Origin of the sequence: Pseudomonas putida (genome assembly GCF_050989985.1) — a bacterium.
Classification (GTDB): Bacteria; Pseudomonadota; Gammaproteobacteria; order Pseudomonadales; family Pseudomonadaceae; genus Aquipseudomonas; species Aquipseudomonas putida_AI.
This window is the reverse complement of record NZ_CP158815.1, coordinates 4,563,685-4,588,128: the sequence shown is the minus strand read 5'-3', so window position 1 is coordinate 4,588,128 and position 24,444 is coordinate 4,563,685. Positions and strand designations below refer to the sequence as shown.

24 protein-coding genes are annotated in these 24,444 nt (G+C 62.2%); 20 read left to right on the top strand and 4 right to left on the bottom strand.

The features are described 5' to 3' along the window. Nucleotides 1–132 precede the first annotated feature (132 nt). From ABTV29_RS20905 to ABTV29_RS20810, 20 genes are all read left to right on the top strand, one after another. Nucleotides 133–2,085, top strand: coding sequence for a cytochrome D1 domain-containing protein (locus tag ABTV29_RS20905; RefSeq protein ID WP_433766582.1), 1,953 nt, complete (start codon nt 133–135; stop codon nt 2,083–2,085). A gap of 13 nt (nt 2,086–2,098) precedes the next feature. Then, the gene (locus tag ABTV29_RS20900; RefSeq protein WP_433766581.1) at nt 2,099–2,755 is read left to right on the top strand and encodes an SCO family protein; all 657 of its coding nucleotides are present in this window, start codon (nt 2,099–2,101) and stop codon (nt 2,753–2,755) included. Beyond that, nucleotides 2,752–3,381 carry an SCO family protein gene (locus tag ABTV29_RS20895; RefSeq protein WP_433766580.1) on the top strand — a complete coding sequence of 210 codons (630 nt, stop codon included), beginning with the start codon at nt 2,752–2,754 and terminating at the stop codon, nt 3,379–3,381. The genes ABTV29_RS20900 and ABTV29_RS20895 overlap by 4 nt, the downstream gene beginning before the upstream one ends. A 9-nt stretch (nt 3,382–3,390) precedes the next feature. Then, nucleotides 3,391–4,941: a cytochrome c/ABC transporter substrate-binding protein gene (locus ABTV29_RS20890; RefSeq protein WP_433766579.1), complete on the top strand. Its 1,551-nt coding sequence runs from the start codon at nt 3,391–3,393 to the stop codon at nt 4,939–4,941. 13 nt (nt 4,942–4,954) lie between these two features. After that, the gene (locus ABTV29_RS20885) at nt 4,955–5,938 is read left to right on the top strand and encodes a peptidylprolyl isomerase (RefSeq protein WP_433766578.1); all 984 of its coding nucleotides are present in this window, start codon (nt 4,955–4,957) and stop codon (nt 5,936–5,938) included. A 224-nt stretch (nt 5,939–6,162) separates the two neighbouring features. Then, complete coding sequence (locus ABTV29_RS20880) at nt 6,163–6,699, top strand: response regulator (RefSeq protein ID WP_433766577.1); 537 nt, start codon at nt 6,163–6,165, stop codon at nt 6,697–6,699. 84 nt (nt 6,700–6,783) lie between these two features. Continuing rightward, nucleotides 6,784–8,490 carry a GspE/PulE family protein gene (locus tag ABTV29_RS20875; RefSeq protein ID WP_433766576.1) on the top strand — a complete coding sequence of 569 codons (1,707 nt, stop codon included), beginning with the start codon at nt 6,784–6,786 and terminating at the stop codon, nt 8,488–8,490. Beyond that, nucleotides 8,471–9,274, top strand: a complete 804-nt coding sequence (locus ABTV29_RS20870) for a hypothetical protein (RefSeq protein WP_433766575.1) — start codon at nt 8,471–8,473, stop codon at nt 9,272–9,274. Before ABTV29_RS20875 ends, ABTV29_RS20870 begins: the two co-directional genes overlap by 20 nt. A gap of 1 nt (nt 9,275) precedes the next feature. Then, the gene (locus ABTV29_RS20865) at nt 9,276–9,827 is read left to right on the top strand and encodes a PilN domain-containing protein (protein WP_433766574.1); all 552 of its coding nucleotides are present in this window, start codon (nt 9,276–9,278) and stop codon (nt 9,825–9,827) included. Beyond that, complete coding sequence (locus ABTV29_RS20860; RefSeq protein ID WP_433766573.1) at nt 9,814–10,362, top strand: GspMb/PilO family protein; 549 nt, start codon at nt 9,814–9,816, stop codon at nt 10,360–10,362. The genes ABTV29_RS20865 and ABTV29_RS20860 overlap by 14 nt, the downstream gene beginning before the upstream one ends. Then, nucleotides 10,362–10,880 (top strand): hypothetical protein, encoded by a 519-nt coding sequence (locus ABTV29_RS20855; RefSeq protein WP_433766572.1) that lies wholly within the window; start codon nt 10,362–10,364, stop codon nt 10,878–10,880. The genes ABTV29_RS20860 and ABTV29_RS20855 overlap by 1 nt, the downstream gene beginning before the upstream one ends. Next, on the top strand, nt 10,877–12,733 hold the full coding sequence (locus ABTV29_RS20850; RefSeq protein ID WP_433766571.1) for a secretin N-terminal domain-containing protein: 1,857 nt from the start codon (nt 10,877–10,879) through the stop codon (nt 12,731–12,733). The genes ABTV29_RS20855 and ABTV29_RS20850 overlap by 4 nt, the downstream gene beginning before the upstream one ends. Nucleotides 12,734–12,735: 2 nt before the next feature. Further along, a complete protein-coding gene (locus ABTV29_RS20845; RefSeq protein WP_433766570.1) occupies nt 12,736–13,209 on the top strand; it encodes a type II secretion system protein in 474 nt (157 codons plus the stop codon). A 4-nt stretch (nt 13,210–13,213) separates the two neighbouring features. After that, nucleotides 13,214–13,588 carry a type II secretion system protein gene (locus tag ABTV29_RS20840; protein WP_433766569.1) on the top strand — a complete coding sequence of 125 codons (375 nt, stop codon included), beginning with the start codon at nt 13,214–13,216 and terminating at the stop codon, nt 13,586–13,588. Then, nucleotides 13,563–14,102, top strand: a complete 540-nt coding sequence (locus ABTV29_RS20835; RefSeq protein WP_433766568.1) for a type II secretion system protein — start codon at nt 13,563–13,565, stop codon at nt 14,100–14,102. Before ABTV29_RS20840 ends, ABTV29_RS20835 begins: the two co-directional genes overlap by 26 nt. Continuing rightward, nucleotides 14,099–14,488, top strand: coding sequence for a curli production assembly/transport protein CsgE (csgE, locus tag ABTV29_RS20830; RefSeq protein WP_433766567.1), 390 nt, complete (start codon nt 14,099–14,101; stop codon nt 14,486–14,488). The genes ABTV29_RS20835 and csgE overlap by 4 nt, the downstream gene beginning before the upstream one ends. After that, entirely contained in the window at nt 14,485–14,901 is a 417-nt protein-coding gene (locus ABTV29_RS20825) for a curli assembly protein CsgF (RefSeq protein WP_433766566.1), read from the top strand. The genes csgE and ABTV29_RS20825 overlap by 4 nt, the downstream gene beginning before the upstream one ends. Before the next feature lie 31 nt (nt 14,902–14,932). Next, the gene (locus ABTV29_RS20820) at nt 14,933–15,793 is read left to right on the top strand and encodes a CsgG/HfaB family protein (RefSeq protein ID WP_433766565.1); all 861 of its coding nucleotides are present in this window, start codon (nt 14,933–14,935) and stop codon (nt 15,791–15,793) included. 1,098 nt (nt 15,794–16,891) lie between these two features. Further along, on the top strand, nt 16,892–17,209 hold the full coding sequence (locus tag ABTV29_RS20815; RefSeq protein WP_433766564.1) for a DUF6124 family protein: 318 nt from the start codon (nt 16,892–16,894) through the stop codon (nt 17,207–17,209). 455 nt (nt 17,210–17,664) lie between these two features. Then, complete coding sequence (locus tag ABTV29_RS20810) at nt 17,665–17,982, top strand: DUF6124 family protein (RefSeq protein WP_433766563.1); 318 nt, start codon at nt 17,665–17,667, stop codon at nt 17,980–17,982. A gap of 567 nt (nt 17,983–18,549) precedes the next feature. Here ABTV29_RS20810 and ABTV29_RS20805 read toward each other — a convergent pair. Genes ABTV29_RS20805 through ABTV29_RS20790 form a run of 4 tightly spaced genes read right to left on the bottom strand, consistent with a single transcriptional unit; the run spans nt 18,550 to nt 24,187 of the window. After that, nucleotides 18,550–19,998: a curlin gene (locus ABTV29_RS20805; protein ID WP_433766562.1), complete on the bottom strand. Its 1,449-nt coding sequence runs from the start codon at nt 19,996–19,998 to the stop codon at nt 18,550–18,552. Nucleotides 19,999–20,025: 27 nt separating this feature from the next. Continuing rightward, complete coding sequence (locus ABTV29_RS20800; protein WP_433766561.1) at nt 20,026–20,487, bottom strand: curlin; 462 nt, start codon at nt 20,485–20,487, stop codon at nt 20,026–20,028. 59 nt (nt 20,488–20,546) lie between these two features. Continuing rightward, nucleotides 20,547–22,796: an Ig-like domain-containing protein gene (locus ABTV29_RS20795; protein WP_433766560.1), complete on the bottom strand. Its 2,250-nt coding sequence runs from the start codon at nt 22,794–22,796 to the stop codon at nt 20,547–20,549. Between the two features lie 35 nt (nt 22,797–22,831). Continuing rightward, complete coding sequence (locus ABTV29_RS20790) at nt 22,832–24,187, bottom strand: hypothetical protein (protein ID WP_433766559.1); 1,356 nt, start codon at nt 24,185–24,187, stop codon at nt 22,832–22,834. Between the last annotated feature and the right edge of the window lie 257 nt (nt 24,188–24,444).

The following is a 24,444-nucleotide window of genomic DNA, read 5'->3' as shown; positions in this document are numbered from 1 at the left end:
GCTCGCGATGAAGCCACCTCGGTTTTGTGTGGCGCGGCGGATGACGCCATCGCGAGCAGGCTCGCTCCCACAAAGAGCAACACCGGCCCGTAGGGGCGAGGCAGACATGGATCTGTAAATGGGAGTTTTGCAATGAACAGGACCATCAAAATCGCCAGTTGTGCGCTCGTGGTCGGGGCTGCGCTGATCTGGCTGGGGGTATCGCGCACGACGCCGCCGAGCATGCTCAGCGAAGTGGCGCTGCCCAATACCTGGACCGGCCAGACCCTTGAACGCGACGGCGTGTCGGTGGCGCTCGAAGTCAAACCCCTGGCCAAGGACGGTGTGCTGCGCGAAGGCGAGTTTGCCGATGTGCGTTTCCGCGTCACCGACAAAGCCTCGGGTCAACCATTGGCGGGCGTTGCCCCCGGTGCCTGGGTGGATCCCGAAGTGACCGCCGCCGACCAGGCCCAGGGCCGTGACAAGAGCTGCAAGTCCCGGGTCAGCACTTTCCTGCGATCGAACATCGGCGCGCGGCCGCTGCTCGACCTCAACAGCTACTTCCTGCTGGTGATGAACCGCGATGCCAGCGTCATGGTGGTGGACCCGTCGGTGTCGGTGGGCGGCATCACCAGCACCATGGCCCGGATCGACATCAAGCAACCGCCAATGGACTGGGTTACCCCACGGGACAACAAGCGGGTGTTCGTGTCGATGCCCACCGCTGACGAAGTCGCGGTGATCGACAGCGAACAGTTCAAGGTGGTCGATTCGGTAGCGGTCGGCAGCAACCCGGTGCGCGTGGCCCTGCAACCGGACGAGCGCCTGCTGTGGGTCGGCAACAACGCCAGCGCCGCCGAGCAATCCGGGGTCACGGTGATCGACACCAGCAGCCTGAAAACCCTCATGCACCTGGCGACCGGTGGTGGTCACCACGAAATCGCCTTCAGCAAGGACAGCCGATTCGCCTTCGTCACCAACCGCGATGACGGCACCCTGAGCATCATCGACATCGCCAGCCTGACCCTGATCAAGCAGCTCAAGACCGGTTCGCACCCGTTGTCGGTGGTCTACTCGCCGCTGTCAGGCGCCGCCTACGTGGCCGATGGCAAGGACGGCACGGTTACCGTGGTCGACGCCGCGAGCCAGTCGGTGCGGCGGGTGATCAAGTTGAAGCAGGGCCTGGGCCCGATGGGCTTCAGCGCCGACGGTCGCTTCGGCATCGTGCTCAACACGCTGGAGAACCAGGCGTCGGTGATCGACGCGGCCACCGATTCGCTGATCCATGACCTGGACGTGTCTACCGAACCCTATCAGGTGGTGTTCACCAAGGCTTACGCCTACGTTCGCGGGCTGGCGTCGTCCAAGGTGACCATGATCAACCTGGCGTCGCTGGGGGAAGGTCGCAAGCCGATCACCCAGGGTTTCGAGGCGGGTACCCAGTCGCCACGCCTGGCGGGTGACTTGCCACTGGCGTCGAGCCTGGCGGTGTCGCGGGACGAAAACTCGGTGTACGTGGTCAACCCGGTGGACAACACCACCTACTTCTACGCCGAAGGCATGAACGCGCCGATGTCCGGCTATGCCAATCGCGGGCAAGTGGCACGGGCGGCGATGGTCATCGACCGCAGCCTGCGCGAAGTCGAGCCGGGCCTGTACAGCGCGCGGATCAAGCTGCCAGCCGCCGGGCGTTTCGACGTGGCGTTCCTGCTCAATCAACCGAGCATCGTCCATTGCTTCAGCACCGTGGTGGAGGCGAGCAACACGCCTGTGCACACCGCTGGCGTGCCGAAAGTGGAATTTCTGCTCGACAAATCCACTGCTGCATTGGGCAGCCCCTACACGGTGCGTTTCCGCATCGTCCAGGGCAAGCAGAAGACCGCCCGCAGCGGAATCAAGGACGTACAGGTGCGCTACTTCCTGGCACCGAGTTCACGGCCACAACTGGTGACCGCGCGGGACGTCGGCGACGGCGTCTATGAAGCCCCGGTGACCCTTGACCAGAAAGGTGCCTGGTACGTGCACGTGCGTGCCCCGTCCCTTGGCGCGACCTTCGGCGACCAGACCTTTGCCAGCGTTCGGGTAGTGCCCGAGCACGCTCATTGAAGAGGACATTGACATGAACCGATTTGCACATCGTGGACTGCTGACGCTCTGCCTGTTGGCTGTCGGTATCGGCCAGGCCATGGCTCACTCGGCGGATGAACATGCCGGCCACGACATGTCGGCCAAGAGCGCCACCTCGGAAAGCGCCCAGGTCAAGTTCGCCGACGTGACGCTGGTGGACCAGAACGGCAAGAGCGTGAGCCTGGAAAAGGATCTGGTCAGCAACAAGATCGTGGTCATGAGCTTCATCTACACCAGCTGCACCACGGTCTGCCCGGTGGTGTCGTCGATCATGGGCAAGGTGCAGCAGAAGCTGGGGGCACGGGTGGGCAAGGAAGTGCAGCTGGTGTCGATCAGCATCGACCCGCAGCGCGACGACGCCAAGCGCCTGAACGAGTACGCCCGCACCTTCCAGAAGGGCCCGGGTTGGAGCTGGCTCACCGGCTCGCCGCAGTCGGTCAACGAAACCCTCAAGGGCCTGGGCAGTTTCAGCGGTGACTTCAAGAACCATCAACCGTTGATCCTGGTGGGCGACGGCAACAGCCGCCACTGGACCCGCTATTACGGCTTCACCGACCCCACGGTGCTCAGCCGCCAGGTGGAGAAACTCAGCGGCGAACGCAACGTCCACGCCAAGCACACGGCCATCGCCATGGAGCAGCAGCCATGAGAGCCCTGAACCGGATCACCCTGAGCCTGTGCCTGTGCCTCTTCGGTTCCACGGCTTTCTCCCATGAAGGGCATGAAGAGTCGGCGCCGTCGGTGGCGGCCGCACCCGCGGCACAACCGGCGGGCGGCACCCATGACGCCAAAACCTGGTTCACCGATACGCCCCTGCAGGACCAGGACGGCAATACCCTGCGGTTCTACAGCGACGCCCTGCAGAACCGCGTGGTGCTGCTCAATGTGATTTTCACCAGTTGCAACGATGCCTGCCCGTTGATCACCCAGAAACTCAAGCAAGTGCGTGAAGTGCTGGGCGACAAGGCGGACGGCATCACCTTTATCTCCCTTACCAGTGATCCGCTGCGCGATACACCGGCGGTACTCAAGGCTTACACCTTGAAGCAGGGCGTCGATGGGCCCCACTGGCTTTTTCTTACCGGCGACAAGGCACAAATGGACCTTGTATTGAGCCGCATCGGCCAGATCGTGCCGACTCCGGAACAACATTCAACCCAGCTGATTGTTGGCGATGTGGCCAACAAGCGCTGGAGCAAGATCCGTCCCGATGCCCCGGCCGCCGCCATTGCCCAGCGCTTGCAGTTGCTGACAATGCCCGTGGCCGGTCGTTGAGTTAGCGCCATGAAAAACGCCCTCATCCTCGGTCTGCTGCTGCTCGCAAACGTTGGCCTGACTGCCCAGGCGCTGACGCTGACCCCCAGTGAAAGCGCCGGCAAGCGGCTGTATCGCGAGGGTGTGTCGGCCAGCGGTGAGCCGATCATGGCGCGCATAGGGGCGGCGGGCATGTTGCTGCCGGCGACCAGCCTGCCGTGCGCCAACTGCCATGGCGCCGATGGGCTGGGGCGTCCGGAAGGCGGGGTGCGTCCGCCGGAGTTGAGCTGGTCGCGGCTGACCAGCACTTATGGCCAGCAGCAGATCAACGGGCGCACTTACCCGGCCTACACCGAAAGCACCTTGGCCAGGGCGGTGCAGGAGGGGCGCGACCCGGCCAACAATCACCTGGACCCGGCGATGCCGCGCTTCGTGCTGTCGATGAGCGATCAGCGCAACCTCACGGCGTACCTCAAGCGCCTGGCCGACGACCGCGACCCGGGCCTGAGCCCCGACAGCCTGCATCTGGGCACCTTGTTGCCGAGCACCGGCGCCTTGAGCGAAGAGGGCGCCACGGTGGCGGCGGTGCTGCGCGGCAGTGTGGCGCGAATCAATGAGGCGGGCGGGATTCATGGTCGGCAGTTGCGCCTGACCATTCTCGATCCCGGACCCGACCGGGCCAGCGCCGAACAGGCACTCAATCAACTGATCGAACAGGAGCAGGTGTTCGCCCTGATTGCGCCGCTGGTGCCCGCGCTGGATTCGGAGCTGGCGTCGCGCCTGGAACAGGCGGGCGTGCCGCTGATCGGGCCATTGTCGTTGCAGGGCTCGGCCCAGGTCAGCCGGCAGATATTCGAGCCGCTGCCGGGGTTGCGTGAACAGATGATCGCCCTGGCCAACTACGCCGCTGCCAGCCTGCGGGTGCTGCAAGGGCCGACGCTGATCGCCTACCCGGATGAACCCGGCCAGCGACAGGCGGCGGAGAAACTCGCCCAGTACCTGCAAGACAACGCCTGGCAAAAAGTGCGCCTGCAAACCTATCAGTCGGCGCAGGACGACTTGCCATTGGGCTCGCGCTCGGTGTTCTACCTGGGCAGCAGTGGCGGTTTCAGCCGCCTGGCCGAACGCTTGCAGACGGCGGGGCAGGTGCCTTACCTGTTCGCTGCGTCCAATCAGGTGGCGGGTGATTTGCTGCAAGTGCCCAGCGGCTTTTCCCGGCGGGTGTTCCTGGCGTATCCATTCGTGCCCAGCGACTGGACCCAGGCCGGGCGCATGGCCCTGACCCAGTTGCGCGAACGCCAGCGCCTGGGTGGGGAGCATGCGGTGCTGCAGGTCGGCGCGTTCAGTTCAATGATGCTGCTCAGCGAAGGGATGAAGCAGGCCGGGCGCGATGCCAGCCGCGAAAAACTGGTGAGCGCCCTGGAGAACCTGCATGACTTCGACACCGGCCTGACCCCGCTGATCAGCTTCGGCCCGGGCCGCCGCTTGGGCCTGAGTGGCGCTCATGTGGTCACCGTGGACTTGCCCGACCAGCACTTCTATCTGGTCGCCCCTTACAAACCCATTACTGCCATGCCTTGACCGGAGGTCGAACATGAAGCTCAACACGGTGCTGGTTCTGTTGACGTTGTGGATGCCCGCGGTGTTCAGCAGCAATGCGTTCAGCAGCAATGAACCGATTGCTGCACGGGTCAATGGCAAGGAAATTACCCAGATGCGCCTGGAGCGTTATTTCGCCGAGTACCTGGAGGATCAGGGCCGGGCGGTGGCCAGCATCCGCAATCCCACGGCCTACAAAAATCTGCGCAAGGCCGCGCTGGATGCCTTGATCGACAAGGAACTGCTCTGGCAGGAAGCGCAAAAGCGCGGGGTGCAGATCAGCGATGCCACCGTGCAAAGCCAGGTCGACCAGACCCGTCAGGCCATGGGGGGGCCGCAGGTGTTTGCCCGGCGCCTGGAGGACGCAGGCTTCGATGAAGCCACTTACATCGATTACACCCGCCGCGAGCTGGCGGCCCAGCAGGTGTATGCCGAACTCAACCAGGCCCAGATCGAAAAGTCCGGTACGCCTGACGAGAAAGAGGTCCGGGCGTTCTTCGAAGAACATCGCGGCGAGATGAACCAGCCCGAGCAGGTACAGGTCAGGCATATCCTGATCAAGGTGCCTCAGGGAGCGGAGGCTTCCACTGAGGCGGCTGCGAGACTACGCTTGGAGACAATCCGTAAAAAAATCGGACAGGGTACGGATTTCGCCAGCGTCGCCCGCGAGACTTCCGAGGACGTATCCGCCAGTCAGGGTGGCGAACTGGGCTACTTCCCCCGTGGACGCATGATGCCTGAGTTCGAGGCAGCGGCTTTCGCCCTGGCACCGGGGGCGATCAGCGAGCCGGTGCGCACGGCGGTCGGCTGGCATTTGATCTACTTAGAGAACCGAATGGAGGCAAGCGATGTCACACAAGAGCAAGGACTTGACATGGTACGGGCGTACCTTGCCCGACAGAAACAGGTCCAGGCTCGTCTACAGGTTCTGGCGCAGTTGCGTGCCGGCAACCGGATCGAACGGATTGACGATGAATGAAGGATCCCCCCCAAAAGTGGGGAATGGCTTCGACACGCACCCGTTCGGTTTTCCCCGTTTTTGGGGGATGGGGTACGTGGACGAAAAGGCATTGTCAGTAAATTCAAGGACATGAAAGCTTAAAATTACCGGCGCTCAGCCTGGCATGAAGTGTGCGTTAGACCTATCAAGGCGCGCACTCCGCCAGGTTCGGTATTCGGACCTGCGGTTTCAAGGAGTCCACCTTGTTAAACAAAAAAGTACTGGTTGTTGAAGACGAACAGCTGCTGGCGGAGAACCTACAGGGGTACCTGCAGGCGCAAGCGCTGGAAGTCCGGATAGCTCACAACGGTGAGACGGCCATCGGCGAAGCGATGACCTTTTCACCTGATGTGATGGTGTTCGATTACCGCTTGCCCGATATGGAAGGCTTTCAGGTGCTCGATGCCGTCCGCCAGAACAGGAATTGCCATTTTGTGCTGATTACGGGGCACCCCACCGCAGAGGTTTGCGAAAGGGCCCGGCAACTGGGAGTCAGCCATATCCTGTTCAAACCCTTTCCGTTGGCGGAATTGGCCCGTGCAGTCTGTGATCTTCTGGGGGTGCAGCGCGAACCCAACGCGAACGTGAGCCCATCCGAAGGCTTTGTCGAACGACGCCAGAGCAGGACCGAAAGTTTCCCGCTGCAGTTGTACGACGGTAGTTGGGTGCTTGCGGATCGCCGACGAAATTCGACGACTTCCAAAGCGCCAGACGACGAACAATTGCTCACCGGGGAGTAATGGCGCGACAAGACGTTCCGGCACCCGCCGCAATTGCTCGCCGCGCCGACAGGGCTCAAAGCCCCGGGCGTTGGAGAGCAAGCCATGGACCGTCTATCACTTGTCGTCGATGCTGTGCCGCTGGACTGCGTACCGACCCGGTTTACCAGTGAACAATTAGCCCAGGCGCGGATCCTGGCCGCCAGTTCTGGCGAACGAGTCCTCAATGCCCTTGCCGACCTGAGCGAACTGGCTCCGATGCCGTTCATCCAGTGCCTGGGCGCCACCCTGCATTATCCGGTGCTCGACACCGACAGCCTGTTCCAGGCCACTCCGGTTTTCGACCGGGTCACCCTGGCCCAATGCCTCAAGCGCGAATTCAGCCTGCTGCGTCACGGCGACACAGTGATCGGCGTGTTCGCCGACCCCTTCGACACCGCCCGCCTGGCCTGGATCGACGATTGCCTGCACGGCGCGCCGCTGTACCTGGTGCACTCGGATGACCTCAAGGCCTACCTGGCGCGCCACGAAGAGAGCTTCCACGCGGTGGAATCGCTCAACGCGCAATCGGACGCCAACACCGAAATCGACAACCTGCAAACCCTGTCGCTGACCAGCATCAGCGAAGACTCAAGCGTAGTGGTCAAGCTGGTCAACTCGACCCTGTACGACGCCCTGAAAATGCACGCCAGCGATATTCACCTGGGCACCACCGGCAGTGGCCTGGTGATCAAGTACCGCATCGATGGCGTGCTCAACAACATCAGCAAGATCCAGGGCAGCGAGTTCGCCGAACAGGTGATTTCCCGGGTCAAGGTCATGGCCGAACTGGACATCGGCGAAAAACGCGTACCCCAGGATGGTCGCTTCAAGATCGGCATCAACGGCCGGCAGATCGACTTTCGGGTGTCGATCATGCCGAGCATTTTCGGTGAGGACGCGGTACTGCGGGTGCTCGACAAACAGGACCTGGCCGACAAGGTCTGCGGCGTGCAGTTGCAGGCCCTGGGCTTCGAAGAGGAAACCCTGCGCCAGCTGCGTCGCCTGGCCGCCGAACCCTACGGCATGGTGCTGGTGACCGGCCCAACCGGTAGCGGCAAGACCACCACGCTGTACGCGATGATCACCGAGATCAACCATGGCGTGGACAAGATCATCACCATCGAAGACCCGGTGGAATATCAACTGCCGGGCGTGCTGCAAATCCCGGTCAACGAAAAGAAAGGCCTGACCTTCGCCCGTGGCCTGCGCTCGATCCTGCGTCACGACCCGGACAAGATCATGGTCGGTGAGATCCGCGACCCGGACACCGCGCAGATCGCCGTGCAATCGGCCCTCACCGGTCACCTGGTATTCACCACGATCCACGCCAACAACGTGTTCGACGTGATCGGCCGTTTCACCCAGATGGAAATTGACCCCTACAGCCTGGTCTCCGCGCTCAACGCCGTGCTGGCCCAGCGCCTGATTCGCCTGGTCTGCGCCACTTGCAGTGCGCCCTACACCCCGAGCGAAGAAGAGCTGGAAGCCTCCGGTCTCGATCCGCAACAGGTCGGCCACTACCACTTCGTGCATGGCAAGGGTTGCGGCCATTGCCGCGGCACCGGCTATCGCGGCCGTAGCGCCATCGCCGAACTGCTGCACTTGGACGACGAACTGCGGCAGATGATCGTCGAGCGCCAACCGATTTCGAAAATCAAGGCCCACGCCTGCAAACGTGGCTTGCGCCTGCTGCGCGAATCCGCGCTGGAACTGGTGCAACAAGGCCGGACCACTCTCGAGGAGATCAATCGTGTCACTTTTATCTCGTGAGCGTTATGTCGCCGTCATCGGCGCCAGTGGTGTCGGCCTCGGCCAGCGCCAGGGCAGTCAAACCCTGTGGCTGGGCAGCGTCGGCTACATCGACGAAGGCTTCGGCGCCTGGACCGTGGCCCTGGAAACCCTTGACCGCCTGCTGGGCGAACATGTCCGCGCAGGCTCCGAGCTGACCGTGGTGATCTCCGGCCACTTCAGCCGTTACTGCCTGGTGCCCTGGAGCGAGCAGATCAGCAGCCCCGCCGAACTGCAGGGCTTTGCCCAGCTGTGCTTCGAAGACCTGTACGGGGTGGCGAACCAGCCCTGGAGCCTGGTGCTCTCGGCCGAACCTGCCGGCTACGACCGGATCGCCACGGCGCTGCCACAGGATCTGCTGGACCGTCTGCGCAGCCTGGTCAGCGGTCGCGGCCTGCGCCTGCGCTCGGTGCAGCCGTACCTGATGGCGGCCTTCAATCACTTCGACAAGAGTTTTGACGAAGGCGACTTCCTGTTCGTGGTGGCTGAGCCGGTGCGCAGCGTGTTGCTGGTGGCTCGCGAAGGTCGCTGGACCTCGGTGCGCTCGGTGGGCAGCAACGATAGCGATACCGCGCTGACCGCGCTGATCGGCCGGGAAAGCCAATTGCTGGCTTCCACCAGCGAACGCCCGCTGAACGTTTACCTGCACGCCCCGGCGCGCATCGAATCGCACCCTGAGATTCACGGGGTGCACCTGCGGACCCTCGAAGAGGACCGGACATCCGTACACGATTGCCTGTACGTCATGTCCCGGGCGGTGGCCTGACATGCGCGCCTTGATGCTCGACTTCCAACCTCGCAGCCGTTCGACCCCTTTGGGCTGGAGCCTGCTGGGCGCTGGCGTGGTGCTGGCGCTGACCTGCATGGTGATTGCCCAACACCTGAGCGGGGAGGCCGAACAACAGCAAGGCCACCTGCAGACCACCCAGCGTGTGCTCAGCGGCGACACCGGCACTGGCAGCAAAGTCGCCCTGACCCCGGCCGAAACCCGCGAACAGGCGCAGAACCTGGCGGAAATGCGCAAGGTCTCGCAACAGCTGCGCCGCCCTTGGGAACGCCTGTTCGCTACGCTCGAAGCCATGCCCCGCGACAACATCGCCTTGCTGTCCCTGACCCCGGATGCGCGCAAGGGCCAGGTGCGGATCAGCGCCGAAGCACGGGACCTGGAAGCCATGCTCGATTTCCACCAGCGTCTGGAAGCCACCGACGAGCTGTCCGATGTGTCGCTGCTGAGCCACGAGATCGTCACCAACGTGCCGGAGCAACCGGTGCGTTTCAATCTGTCGGCTACCTGGGAGATTGGCGATGCAAATCCCTAAATTGATCGTTCGCGAATACCTGCAAAGCCTGGGCGTGCCCGGCCTGGCTGGCATGGCCCTGATCGTGGTGGCGGTGATTTACGCCTTGGCCGGGTTACTGCCGGACTGGCAGTCGCTGCAAAGCCTCAGCCAGCAGACTCAGGAAGCCCGCGAGTACCTGGCCAAGGTCGAAGACGGCACGGTGGCGGCCCCCGTGGTTCCGCAGCGCCAGCTCGATGATTTCCGCAGCAAGCTGCCGGCGCAGCCTCAGGCGACCGTCGCCATCGACAAGATCTACGCCCTGGCCGCCCAGGAGCGCATCACCCTGTCGCGGGGCGAGTACTCCCTGGGTATCGACCCCAAGACCCACCTGGCCCGTTATCAGATCCTGCTGCCGGTACGTGGCAGCTACCCGCAACTGCGGCGCTTCATGCACGCCTTGCTCGGCCAGTTGCCGGCGGTGGTGGTGGAAGACCTTGAGTTGCAACGCAAGAAAATCGCCGACACCGACCTCAACGGACGGATCCGCATGACCCTTTACCTGTCGAGGTCATGATGAACAACAAACGAGCAGTGGGTTGGGTGGCGTTCCTGGGTGCAGCGGCAGCGCTGACCTGGTTCTCCGATTACTTCACTCCGGGCGAAGAGGCTGGCGTCGAAGTGGCCGCCGTGGCCACCCCCGCCAAGGCCACCGGCGACGGCAAGCTGCCGGCCGTCAAGGCTGCCGCGGCGCCAGCGGTGATCAAGGACCTGAGCCCGGCCGGCGATCTGTTCGCCGCCCGCAGCTGGAAGCCGGCACCGACCCTGGCCACCGTCACCGAGCAACCCGTCAACGTAGCCCCGGTCGTGCAGGCCCCCACTGCACCACCCATGCCGTTCCAGTTCATCGGCAGGATGGATGACCGTTCCGACCTGCAGGTGTTCCTGCAGAGCGGCGAGAAGATTTACGTCGTGCGCAAAGGGGATGTAATCGACGCAACATGGAAGATCGAGCGGATTTCCGACATGGAACTGAGCCTGGTCTATCTGCCTCTGCATTTGTCCCAGACTCTGTCTGTAGGGAGCGCGCAATGAACAAATCCCGTCTGTTTATGAGCATGTGCCTGTGTGCAGGATTGGCTGCTTGCAGCTCGGCACAGGTTGCCAAGGATGAAGGCACTACCCTGATGGAGTCGGGTCAGTACGAGGCCGGCCTGGCCCGCATCGAACAAGGCATTCGGGAAAACCCGCGCGACACCGAACTGCACCTGGCGCTGACCAGTGGCCGCGCCCGCGCGGTGACGGCGCTGCTGAGCCAGGGCGACATGGCCCGGGCACAACGTGACTTCGCCACGGCTCGCCTGACCTATGGCCGGGTGCTGACCATCGAGCCGCACAACCGTCGGGCCCAGGACGCCATCCAACAGCTCGATCACATGCGCAGCCTCGATGAAAAACTCGAACTGGCCCGCGGCGACCTGCGTCGCGGCGACATCTACGGTGCCGACCGTCAGGTCAAACAGATCCTTGAACTGGACCCCAACAACGAAGGCGCCCTGGAACTGCAAAGCAATATCCGCCTGGTGCAGAGCCGCAACGTGATTCAGTACCCGCAGCTGCGCACCCGCCTGGACAAGCCGGTGACCCTGGAATTTCGCGATGCCAACCTGAAAACCATCTTCGAAGTGCTGTCCCAGGTCGCCGGCCTGAACTTCATCTTCGACAAGGACCTGCGTCCGGACATGAAAGCCACCATCTTCGTGCGTGACGTGCGCATCGAAGACGCTGTGGAACTGCTGCTGCAACAGAACCAGCTGCACCAGAAAGTGGTGAACGAAAACACCCTGCTGATCTACCCGGATTCGCCGCAGAAGCTCAAGGATTATCAGGAGCTGGTGATGCGCACCTTCTACCTGACCAGCATCGATGCCAACACCGCGCTGAACATGGTCAAGACCATGCTCAAGACCCGCGATGTGTTCGTCGATGAGCGCCTCAACACCCTGACCATGCGCGATACCGGCGACGCCGTGCGCATGGCGGAAAAGCTTTTGCAGTCGCAAGACCAGTCCAACCCTGAAGTGGTGCTGGAAGTGGAAGTGATGGAAGTCGCCACCCAGCGGATTCTGGACCTTGGCCTGCAATGGCCGAACACCTTCGGTGTGGTCAACAGCGACGGTTCGGCCGTGACCATTCTCGACCAGCTCAAAGGCATCAACTCCAGCCGGATCACCATCTCGCCATCGCCGCAGGCCAAGATCAACGCCCAGGACAACGACATCAACACCCTGGCAAGCCCGGTGATCCGCGTCAGCAACCGTGAACAGGCACGCATCCACATCGGTCAGCGCGTACCGATCATCAGTGCCACCTCGGTGCCGTCGACCCAAGGACCGGTGATCACCGAAAGCGTGACTTACCTGGATGTCGGTCTGAAACTGGAAGTGCAGCCAACCGTGCACCTGAACAACGAAGTGGCGATCAAGGTCGCCCTGGAAGTGAGTAACGCCACGCCGCTGGAACCGACCCGCCAGGGCACCATCCCGGTCCAGGTCGATACCCGCAACGCCCAGACCACCCTGCGTCTGCACGATGGCGAAACCCAGATCCTCGCCGGTCTGATGCGTAACGACCACGGAGCCACCGGCAACAAGATCCCGGGTCTTGGCGATATTCCTGGCCTGGGCCGCCTGTTCGGCAGCAACAAGGACACCGTGGGCAAATCGGAACTGGTGCTGTCGATCACCCCACGTGTGGTGCGCAACCTGCCGTACCAGAGCCCGTCGGACATGGAGTTCACCACCGGCACGGAAACCAGCATGCACATCCAGGCACCGGACCGCAGCCTGCAGTCGACGGTACAGACCGAGCACCTGGATCGGCCGATTGCCACCAACACCAGCGTGAACCCCAACACCAACGTCGAAATCAGCGTCGGGAAGCCTTGATCATGAAAGCCTCGCAGCGCGGTTTTACCCTGATCGAAGTCGTGGTGACCCTGGCCCTGATCGGCCTGCTGGCCGGCATGGCTGCGCCACTGACCGAGACTGTGGTGCGCCGGGGCAAGGAACAGGATCTGCGCACCGCGCTGTACCAGATCCGCGATGCCATCGACGCCTACAAACGGGCGTTCGATGCGGGCTATATCGAGAAGACGCTCGACAGCAACGGTTACCCGCCTAACCTGAAGGTGCTGGTCGAAGGTGTGCGCGATGTGCGCAGTGCCAAGGGGGCGAAGTTCTACTTCCTGCGGCGCATTCCCCACGACCCGCTGGCGACGGTCAAGCGTGACGACGAGGGTGGTTGGGGACTGCGCTCCTATGACAGTTCGGCTGAAAACCCACGGGATGGCCAGGACGTCTTCGACGTCTACTCCAAGGCCCGTGGCAAAGGCCTCAATGGCATCGCCTACCGGGAGTGGTGAGAAAATGCGCCGGCAAAAGGGTTTTACCCTGTTGGAACTGATGGTGGTCATGGCAATCATCGCAACCCTGATGACCATTGCCTTGCCACGCTACTTCAACAGCCTGGAAGCTTCGAAAGAGACCACGCTGCGCCAGAGCCTGTCGGCCATGCGCGAAGCGCTGGATCACTACTACGGCGACACCGGGCGTTATCCCGATTCCCTCGAACAACTGGTGGAATTGCGTTACCTGCGCAACCCGCCGATGGACCCGATCGCCGAGCGCAAGGACACCTGGGTCATGGTGCCACCGCCCGAAGACGTAGCCGGCGGCGTGGCGGATATCAAGAGCGGTGCCACCGGGAGGGCGCGTGATGGCAGCCTTTATTCCGAGTGGTAAACCTTCGTCGGAAGACGGCTTCACCTACCTGGGTGTGCTGCTTCTGATCATGGTGATGGGCATGGGCCTGGCCAGTGCCGGCGAGTTGTGGGCCACCGCCGCGCGCCGCGACCGCGAACGCCAATTGCTGTGGGTCGGTACCCAGTACGCCCAGGCGCTGCGCAGCTATTACCGCAGCTCCCCAGGCCTGGCCCAGTACCCGAAAGAACTCGTCGACCTGTTGCAGGACGAGCGTTTTCCCAGTGCCAAACATCATCTGCGCCAGCTCTATCCGGACCCGATGGGGGGCGGCGAGTGGTTCCTGATGCGCGGCTTCGACGGGCGCATTACCGGTATCGCCAGCAGCAGCACTGAAAAGCCGCTCAAGCAAGTGGACTTCCCGGCCCAGTGGTCGGACTTCAACGGCATGGCCAGCTACAAGGACTGGCAGTTCGTGGCCGAGAAAGCCTTTACCGACGGCGCCTCGGGCCCGGTCAAAGGCCAGTCCACCGCACCACAGGCGTTGCAGCCATGAACCGCTTCTGCCTGGCGCTGATCCTGGTGTTGAGCGCCGGCGCGGCCGCGGCCGCCGAAGAAGACGAAATGCTCGGTTTCATCATCGACGACACGATTTCGCACATCGGCCACGACTTTTACTACTCGTTCAGTGAACGCCTGCGGGCCACCAGCCCGATGGATTTCAACCTGGTGGTACGCGAACGGCCATCGGCTCGCTGGGGCAGCCTGGTGACCGTGGAATTTCAACAACGTTTGGTTTATCGGCGCTTCCTGCCGCCGAACACCGTGGAGCTCAAGGACGACGCTTATGACGCCGCCGACTGGGTACGCGGGCAAATTGTGCAGCGCAAGCTGGAAGCCTTGTTGCAGGACACCACGGACCTTGAGAGGGACGAACTATGAAAACAAAAATGATGTTGAAACGCGCCGCCTGGTGCCTGCTGGGTCTTGGGAGTTGTGCACTGGTGCAGGCCACGGAGCTGGTCTACACCCCCGTCAACCCGGCGTTCGGCGGCAACCCGTTGAACGGCACCTGGCTGCTCAACAACGCCCAGGCGCAGAACGATTACGACGATCCGGATTTGAAGAACCGCACCGCCACGACCGGCACTTCGGCCCTGGAGCGGTTCACCGCGCAGCTGCAATCGCGGTTGCTGGGGCAGTTGATGGACAACATTTCCACCGGCAACACCGGGAGTCTTTCTACTGATGCATTTATCGTCAACGTCGTCGACGACTCAGGGCAATTGACGATTGAAGTGACCGACCGGGCTACTGGCGAGCTTTCGGAAATCAAGGTGAATGGTCTGAATTGATAGGGATTCGGGTCGTTGGGGAGTTAAGGACATGAAAAAAATAATTGCGCTGGGGCTGATGTTGGCGGCACTACAAGGGTGTGCACTGCGCGAGCCTTTGTCGGCCGAGCAGGACCCGAAAATCCCGACCCTGACCCCCAGGGCCTCGACCTACTACGACCTGATCAACATGCCACGGCCAAAGGGACGCTTGATGGCAGTGGTGTATGGCTTCCGCGACCAGACCGGCCAGTACAAGCCGACCCCGGCCAGCTCGTTTTCCACCAGCGTCACCCAGGGCGCGGCGAGCATGCTGATGGACGCCATGCAGGCCAGCGGCTGGTTTGTGGTGCTGGAGCGTGAAGGGCTGCAGAACCTGTTGACCGAACGCAAGATCATCCGCGCCTCGCAAAAGAAACCCAATACGCCGGTGAACATCCAGGCCGAACTGCCACCGCTGCAAGCGGCGAACATGATGCTCGAGGGCGGGATCATCGCCTACGACACCAACGTCAAGAGCGGCGGGGAAGGGGCGCGTTACCTGGGCATCGACATCTCCCGGGAATACCGCGTGGACCAGGTCACCGTCAACCTGCGGGCTGTGGATGTGCGCAGCGGCCAGGTGCTGGCCAACGTGATGACCAGCAAGACCATCTACTCCGTGGCCCGCAGTGCCGGTATTTTCAAGTTCATCGAGTTCAAGAAACTGCTGGAGGCCGAAGCCGGCTACACCACCAACGAACCGGCGCAACTGTGTGTGCTGTCGGCGATCGAAGCGGCGGTGGGGCATCTGCTGGCGCAGGGGATCGAGCGGCACTTGTGGCAGGTGGCCGGGGATACTTCCGTGTCCGAGCAGAATGAAACGCTGGATCGGTACCTGACCCAGAACAAGGTGGAGCCTGAGGAAGAGTGAGCCGAGGCGGCCTACGGGCCGACCTTGGGGCTCTGTAAGTACACCAATCCTGTGGGAGCGGGCTTGCCCGCGAAGGCTTCGTGTCAGGCGACGTGATTTAGCGGGTGTACTCAATCCCTTGTGGGAGCGAGCCTGCTCGCGATGGCTTCGCGTCAGGCGACGTATTTTTTGATGGTGTACATATCCATTGCTGCGGTAACGGCCACTTATGGTTTCGCCCTGACGGTCGACTCCCTTTGGCAAACGCCCCAAAGGAAGCAAAGGTCTCGCCCCAGCGTCCGGCCCCTCGCTGAGGCTCGGGGTTCCTTCGCTGCGGCATTCATCCGGGGGCATCGCCTCCGGTTTGCTTCGCTGCACCTCCTCTCGATGTGTGCGGCTGCGCCGCACGGCGCTACGCGCCTTCCCCCCGGATGAACGCCTCCACTCAGCCTGCCGAAGGGGCGGGTGAATCTAGATCAAAAGCTGCCGAGGCGAGCTGACACTCGACCTGATTGTTGGCGCGGTTCCCTGTAGGAGCTGCCGAAGGCTGCGATCCTTTGATCTTGCTTTTGAAAATCAAAAGATCGCAGCCTCGTTTCACTCGACAGCTCCTACAAGTCTGCGGATGTACCCAATCCCCTGTAGGAGCGAGCCTGTTCGCGATGGTCGTCAACGATAACGCTGGCAGCCTGACACCCCTCGGTGCTCTGGCCTGCATCGCGAGCATTCGAGCGCCAACCGGCTGCTCCTACAGAAAAATACTTACATCTTTGGGATGTCTGTAGGACTCGGAGCGAGGCTACATCGCCTTGCGTCGCCGCCTACACCTACGCCAGAATCCGCCGGCTTGTGTGCCTTGGCCCTGGTCTCTATGGTTTCCCTGTCGCTGCCAATTCAGCGATCGGGTTTCGCAGCCCGGATCAATCAAGGCGCTCAGCGCCACCGTTTCCTTTCAGTTGGCGTTTTTTTCGTCTGTTGAAATGCGTTATGGCGGCTGTGCGCGGGAGACTTTCGAGTCTGCCGGGTTCCTTGATTCCCGGTCTGCGAACCTGCGTACAGCTGTCACCTTCTTCGTTTCGCAGCGAACAGTGGCGGCTCCATCAATCAAGGAGCTTCACCATGGTTAAACCATCCCCAAATCCCCCAGAGTCCCCAACCGAAACCCCCGCCCGCGAACTCCACCTCAAGCCCGCCCTCCTGAAATCCACCACCGCGCACAACCCCAGCACAATGTTCACCATCACCGAGGACATCCGAACCGAAGACCTGCTGGCCCACGCCTGTGAGTCCCTCGCTTCAGCCAGTGTCATGGCCAGCGATTTCGCCACCTGTCTCGACGGCCCGCAGCGCAGCACGATGCTGGGCATTCAGCAGGTGATCATGCTGGCGGATCTGGCGGTGAATCGGGCTTTGGATAATCTCGATCCGCAGGGCTGACCCCGGGTCACCTGTAGGAGCGAGCCTGCTCGCGATGGTCGTCAACCATAACGCTGGCAGCCTGACACCCCGCGGTGCTCTGACCTCGATCGCGAGCATTCGAGCGCCAACCGGCTGCTCCTACAGAAAAATACTTACATCTTTGGGATGTCTGTAGGACTCGGAGCGAGGCTACATCGCCTTGCGTCGTCGCCTACACCTACGCCAGAATCCGCCGGCTTGTGTGCCTTGGCCCTGGTCTCTATGGTTTGTGCGTCGCTGAAAGTTCAGCGATCGGGTTTAGCAGCCCGGCCAAAATCAAGGCGCGCCAGTGTCACCTCGTTATGGTGGCTGTGCGTGGGGCACTTCGGTGCGCCGAGTTCCTTGATCCCTGGTCTGCTAACCCGCGTACAGCTGCCACCTCATCGTTTAGCAGCGATGTGTGGCGGCTCCATTGATGATCAAGGAGCTTCACCATGGTTAAACCATCACCAAATCCCCCAGAGTCCCCAACCGAAACCCCCGCCCGCGAACTCCACCTCAAACCCGCCCTCCTGAAATCCACCACCGCGCACAACCCCAGCACAATGTTCGCCATCACTGCCGACATCCGAACCGAAGACCTGCTGGCCCACGCCTGTGAGTCCCTCGCTTCAGCCAGCGTCATGGCCAGCGACTTCGCCACCTGTCTCGACGGCCCGCAGCGCAGCACGATGCTGGGCATCCAGCAGGTGATCATGCTGGCGGATCTGGCGGTGAATCGGGCGCTGGATAATCTCGATCCGCCGGGCTGACCCCGGTCACCTGTAGGAGCGAGCCTGCTCGCGATGGTCGTCAACGATAACGCTGGCAGCCTGACACCCCGCGGTGTTCCGTCGTCCATCGCGAGCAGGCTCGCTCCTACAGGGAACTGCGCCAACCATCAGGCCGAGCGGTAGCTCGCCTCGCCTGCTTTTGATTTTGATCTGCCCCGTCGGAAGGCCGAGTGGAGGTGTTCATCCGGGGGGTAGGCGCGTAGCGCCGTGCGGCGAAGCCGCACACATCGAGAGGAGGTGCAGCGCAGCAAACCGGAGGCGATGCCCCCGGATGAATACCGGAGCGAGGGAACCCTGAGCCTAAGCGAAGGGCCGTACGTCAGGGGATAAAAGCGCTTGGTTACTTGGCGCTTTTCCAAGTAACCCGCCGTAAGGGCGGAACCTTAAGCGGCCGTTACCGCAGCAATGGATATGTACACCTGAAAGGGCATGGCCGGCTGCCAGGCCGCCATCGCGAGCGAGCTCGCTCCTACAAAAAAAGCATGCCTTCAGCCATAAAAAAACCGCGACCCTCCCCCAAGAGTCGCGGTTTTTCGTGCCGCGCGATTATCTTTGCAACACTGTTGCCTGGTTGGCGTCGCCGTATTGTTGAACGTTGGCGGTCTGGTAGCTGCCGCTTTGGTCGACGCTGGTGATGTTGCCTGTGCCGCCCTGGGTGACATAGGCCACGTTCATGGTGTCAGCCTGTTTGACGGTGATCATGTTGTCCTCGCCATACACCTGTTGGGTGTACGCCTGGTTGCCGGTACCGTCCTGGTTGAACTCGGTGCTGTTGCCGGTGCCGTAGGTGCTGCCCTGGGCCAGGTTGGTGGTGCCGCGCTGGTCGGAGATCAGGATGTTGTCGGTACCGTTCTGCTCAAAGTACAGCTCGTTGTAGTTCTCGGCCTGGCTGACCGTGGTCTTGTTGCCATAACCGGTCTGGTTGGTGGTCATGATGTGGCCCACACCGTCTTGCTTGAAGCTGGCGATGTTGCCGTCGCCGGTCTGGTTGACGGTGGCACTCTGGCTGCTGCCGAATTGGCCGCCCAGTTGCGGGCCTTTCCAGTTGCTGGCGTAGACCTTGTTGTCGTTACCCACCGAGTTGGTGCTGAGCACGTGGCTGTCGCCGCTCTGGTAGGTGTAGTGGACGTTGTTGTCGCCCAGTTGGTAAATCCCGACGGTGGAACCGACAGACTCGAACTGGTCGGCATAGATGGCGTTGGCGTTGCCGATTTGCATCACGTTGGCCGCGTTGTTTTCGCCAAAGCTCTGGTCGACGATGGTTTCGTTGGTGCTGCCGAACTGGTTGATGGTGGCCTGGCTGGCGGTCTGGGTGTCTTGCCAGACTTCGGTGCCGTTGTTGTCGCCTGACTGGTTGACGGTCAGGGTGCTGTCTGCTCCGTAACGCTGGTCGCCGTAGGCGTAGTTGGTGCTGCCGGACTGGTTGATGCCGATCGTGCCGCCCATCTGGTTGATCTGTTCGGCGGTGGCGTAGTTGGTGTCGCCGTACTGGATGATCACGGCGCTGTTGCCGCCACCCAGCTGGATCTGTTCGATGTTGGCTTCGTTGCTGTCGCCATACTGGTAGGTCTTGCCGGAGGTACCTTCCTGGCTGTCCTGGTAGACGAACGAGAAGTTGCCGTTGCCTTCCTGCTGTTGCAGTACCTCGCCGGCACCGACGCCGATGGATTGACTGGCATGGGCGGTGTTGAGGGAGCCGATCTGGTTCTGGGTGATGGTGCTGTTGTCTTCGAACAGTTGCTCGGCGTAGCCGGCGTTGTAGTCGCCGGTCTGGTTCTGGGTAATGGTGCTGGTGGCGGAGTCCTGAACGGAGGCCGCGTCGTTGCCTGTGCCGATCTGCAGTTGGGTCGCGGTGCTGGCGGGCGCGTTGGTCTGCTTCACATTGGCGATGTTGGCCGTACCAAACTGGTCCTGGGTGGAAATGCTTTCATCGGCCAATGCCTGGACACTGACAACAACCAGGATAGCGGCGGTAAGGGGCGTCAATTTGAACATGATGAAACCTCCAAGAAGTGCAGTGCTTTAGCGATATTGGGTGACCGAAACGCTCATTCCATTTCCTGCCTGGGTCACAGCACTCTGCTGTCCCGTGCCAGCCTGGACGATGTTGGCGTCGTTGTTGTTGCCGTTCTGGGATATCTGTGCGCGGTTGTGGCTGCCGGTCTGGGTGATTGACGCGGCGTTGCCAGAGCCTTGCTGGTTGATCAATGCCATCAGGTCGCTGCCTTGTTGCAGGATGTACGCTTCCTGATTGCTCCCTTGCTGCACGATCTGGCCGAGCAGCGACTGGCCGTTCTGTTGCACCAGTGCGATGTTGGCCTGGCCGTTCTGGTCGATCAGTGCGTGCTGGCCCACCGGAGGTGGCAACTCGCCGAGATCGGCGCCAGGCGCCAGGTCATCGTTCTCCATTAAATCGTCGGCCCGCGCTCCGGCACTGCCGCAAAGCAGGAGCAGGCAGAGCAGGGCGGCGGTCGACTTTTTCATGGCGTCTTCCTTTCGCAAGAAGTTGGCCCCTCCACTCATCGAGTGGAGGGGGAGTGGGCTCAGTTGGAGATCACCTGAACCGTGCGCACGGTGCCTTGGGACGAGGTGATGGTGGCTTGCGGGTTCGCCGACGGAATCACGTTGGTGATGTTGTTGGCCGTGAACCTCCAGCGACCGGTCACCGGCACTGTGGTGGTGCCCAGGGTCTGCAGCCCGGTCGGGGTGGTGACCTGGATGGTGATCGTGTTGCCTGTGGTCACCGACGAGGTCCCTGCAAAGTCCCAGGTGAAGCGGTTATTGGAGCGGGCCGACACCGTCGCCGTGGTCACCGCGAAGGTTTCCGCAGCAGGCCGTGGCGAGACTTGCACCGTGACCGTCGCCGGGGTTGCCGACACAGCACCGAAGCTGTCCCGAACGAAGTAGCTGAAGGTCGTGGTGAAGGCCGCCGGGATCGAGGCCGGTGGGGTGTAGGTCAGGGCCGTGCCATTGCTGGAGACGATGCCGCGACCGGTTGGTGGCTGGGTAAAGCTGTTGATCGCCAGCGGCAGGTTGTTCTCCGGATCGGTGTCGTTGACCAGCACGTTGATCGGAATGGCCACGCCCAGGGTCGTAGCGGCGTCTGAGACAGCCGTTGGTGCCTGGTTAGGCGCCACGGTGATGGTCACGGTCGCCGGAGTGGTCGAGGCCAGGCCCTTGGCGTCTTGCGCCTTGTAGGTGAAGGAGGTGGTCAGCAGTGTGTTGACCACTGCCGGTGGGGTGTAGACAACCGCTGTAGTGCCGTTCAACGCCACGGTGCCCTGGCCGGTAGGCGGTTGGGTCAGCGCGGTGATGGTCAGTGGATTGTTGCCGTCCGGGTCGGTGTCGTTGGCCAGCGGGCTGAGGGTGATTGGCACCCCGAAGCTGGTGCTGCCGGCATCGGCACGGGCGATCGGCGCCTGGTTCTCACCGCTATCCGGTGCGGTGCCGACCACTACGACAGCCTCGGTATCGCTGCCGCCAGCGGCGGATTTGACGGTGACGGTGGCCGGTGGCTGCGGCAGGTCGGAGACGGTCACGCTTTGCACGATCCCCGCCTTGGTCAGCCGCCCGTAGCCCTGGGTGACCATGTCCGGCACCACCACTTCGTCAGACGAGGTGGCTTCGATCAGCAGGCTGTGGTTGCTCCAGTTGTAGCGTGCGGTCTGGATTTTCACCACGTCGGTGAGCTTGCGCGATACGGCGGTTGGCTGGGTTGTGCCGGCCGGGTTGATGGCGGTGACCACCACGACCGGAGGCACGGGGCCTGTGATTACATCGCTGCCGAAGAACTGGCCGGCACTGCCGAGCATGCCGATCTGGCACGGTGATGCCGGTGGGCCTGGAAAGAGGGCGACCGTTTCACGGAAGCACAGGCTCGAACTGGTGTCCGCACTGCCAAATACTTCCACCCGGGTACTGCTGGAACCGGGACCTGTAGACGTGCGGCGGTAAGTGGCGCGGCTAATGTCCACCTGGGTTTGGGCGCGACTGTCCAGCATCTTGCCGGAGACGGTGAACAGGTTGGTCTCGATGGACCCGGCCGGACCCTGGATACGCAGCACGTTGGTGTTGAACGGGCTGCCGAGGACAGGCTCGGGGATGTTCGGGTCACCGACGAATTTCTCGAGGGCGCCGGTGTCCGGATTGACCTCGGTGTAAGGACCGTTGGCACTGCGCAGGAACGGCCCGATCGCGCCGTTGAGTGCGCCGCTGAAGTTGCCCGGTGCACCGATGCCGACGTCACGGGTGATGTTGATCGCCCGACGGCCCGGTGTGGTGACGTTGACCGTTTCCACACCGTACGGGTGGGTGATGGTGTAGACCCCGGCGACGGGAATGTTCACCCGCATGCGAATCCGGGCGAAGCTTTGCTGGTCGCCATCGATAGGGTTTTCGGACGCGAATGCCGCTTCGACCCCGGCCACGTAGGCGTCCACGCCATAGCCGGCGGCGTTATTGGGGATGGTGGTCTCGGCGAGGAACCAGAACGCTTCCGGAGGCCAGTTATCGGGGAATACGATCGGCTGGGTGTCGTCGAAGATCCCGGGTTCCGGATTCAGGATGCACATGTAGGCGGGAGCGCCAGGGGCACCGGGTGCCCGTGTGCTGGTAGCCCGTGACTGGCACAGTTCCAGCTGCAGCAGATTGTTGTCCTGATACCACATGGGGAATTTCCCCGTGGCGAAGGTGTAGGGGCCGGTATCGACGGCGGCGAGTTGCGCGAACGCACTGCCGGACAGCGAGATAGTCAGCCCGAGCGCGTTGAGTGCGAAGCGTGGCCACTTGTTCATGATGCCTCCTGGTACGGATCTGGGCATGAGTGCGTTCATTGCACGATGACCACTTCTTCGATGTCAGTGCCGCCATTGGATGACGTCACTTGAACCTTGGCCGGTGGAATCGGCGTGATGCCTGTCGACAGGGTTTTCTCCGCGCCGCTGCCGCTGAGGGACCCGATGGCAACACCAGTGCCCGTCGTGGCGACGAGGCTCGGTGGCGATGTTTCATCGCTGGTGGAGGCAACGATGGTGAGTTGTCCGTTGGTTGTGTTGTATTCGGCCCGCGAGATCACCACCAGGTCGGTCAGGGGCATGGACAAGGGGGTCGGCGAACTGGTGGGAATGGCCAGGTGGTTGTCGGCAGTCACCAACAGGCTGTTGGGCAACGTCGGGTTGGTCGCGGACTGGGCGTACCAGTGCCCCGTGGTGTCAGCCTCGGTGAGTTTCAGCGCCGGGGTGTTGCTGTCCAGGGTCACGGTGGCCGGTGGTGGCGGGGCCATCACGAACACGTCCTGCTGGGCCACCGGGGCGCTTGTCCCGGCTTTGCGCGAGTAAGTGCTGCGCTGGGCAATGATCGGGGTGGGTCGAGCCACCGTCGACAACTTGCCGGAAATGGCCATCACCGTCGTGCGCAGGTCAATTCCACCAGGGCCTTCGATGCGGATGTAGTTGGTGTTGAACGGGCTGCCTGTGAAGGCTTCTTCCAGGTTCGGATCGCCAACGAATTGCTCGGTCGCACCGTTGACCGGGTTGGTCTCGGTGTAGGGACCATTGAGGCTGCGCAGGAACGGACCGACGTCACCCTTGAGGGCGCCATCGTAGGTTTTCGGCGAGCCGATCCCGATGTCGCGGGTCATGTTGATCGCCTTGCGCCCGGGGGTGTCGACGTTGAACACATCGACACCGTAGGGGTGGGTGATCACATAGGTACCGGCGGTGGGGACGTCGACCCGGATCCGGATGCGGGCGAAACTGATCTGGTCGCCGTCGAGCGGGTCGCCACCGCTGAAGGCCGCTTCAACGGCGCTGACATAGGTCAGGTCGATGCCCCGCGCCGCATCGGTGATGGCCCCGTCGCCAGTGAACCAGAACGCTTCATCGGGAAAGTTGGTTGGGAAAACGATGGGTTGGGTGTCGTCGAAAATACCTGGATTCGGGTTCAGAAGGCACATGTAGGCAGGTGCGCCGGGTGCGCCGGCAACCCTGGAACTGACAGCCTTTGATAGGCACAAGTCAAGGGTCCTTCCGTGGGTGTCCTGATACCAAGAGGCGAAGTTGCCGTTGGCTGGAAGGTAAACGCCGGCATCTCCGGGATCTACAGCAAACAGCGCCGCGTGGGCGACGCCTTGGGCCAGAGCGGTCACAGCCAGTGCAATCGCGGTTTTGGACAGTAAAGGGTGCATGAGTATTCCCTCTATCAAAGTACCTGCCCCTTGGGATGGGTCAGTTGGCAGGTCTTCGGCAACTCCCATGCCAATTGGCAAAAACGGCTATGAGAGGCCCGGCACAAAGGCGTTGAGCGAATAATTGGGAAAGATTCCCTAATTTGAGAACGGGCCTTTTTCCCCAGGATTGGGGGTAGATGGGGCAACAGGATTGGGTGGGGGAAAAAATGGGGGAAATGGGGAAAATTACCCGCAGTCGGGCAAACTGCCATCGG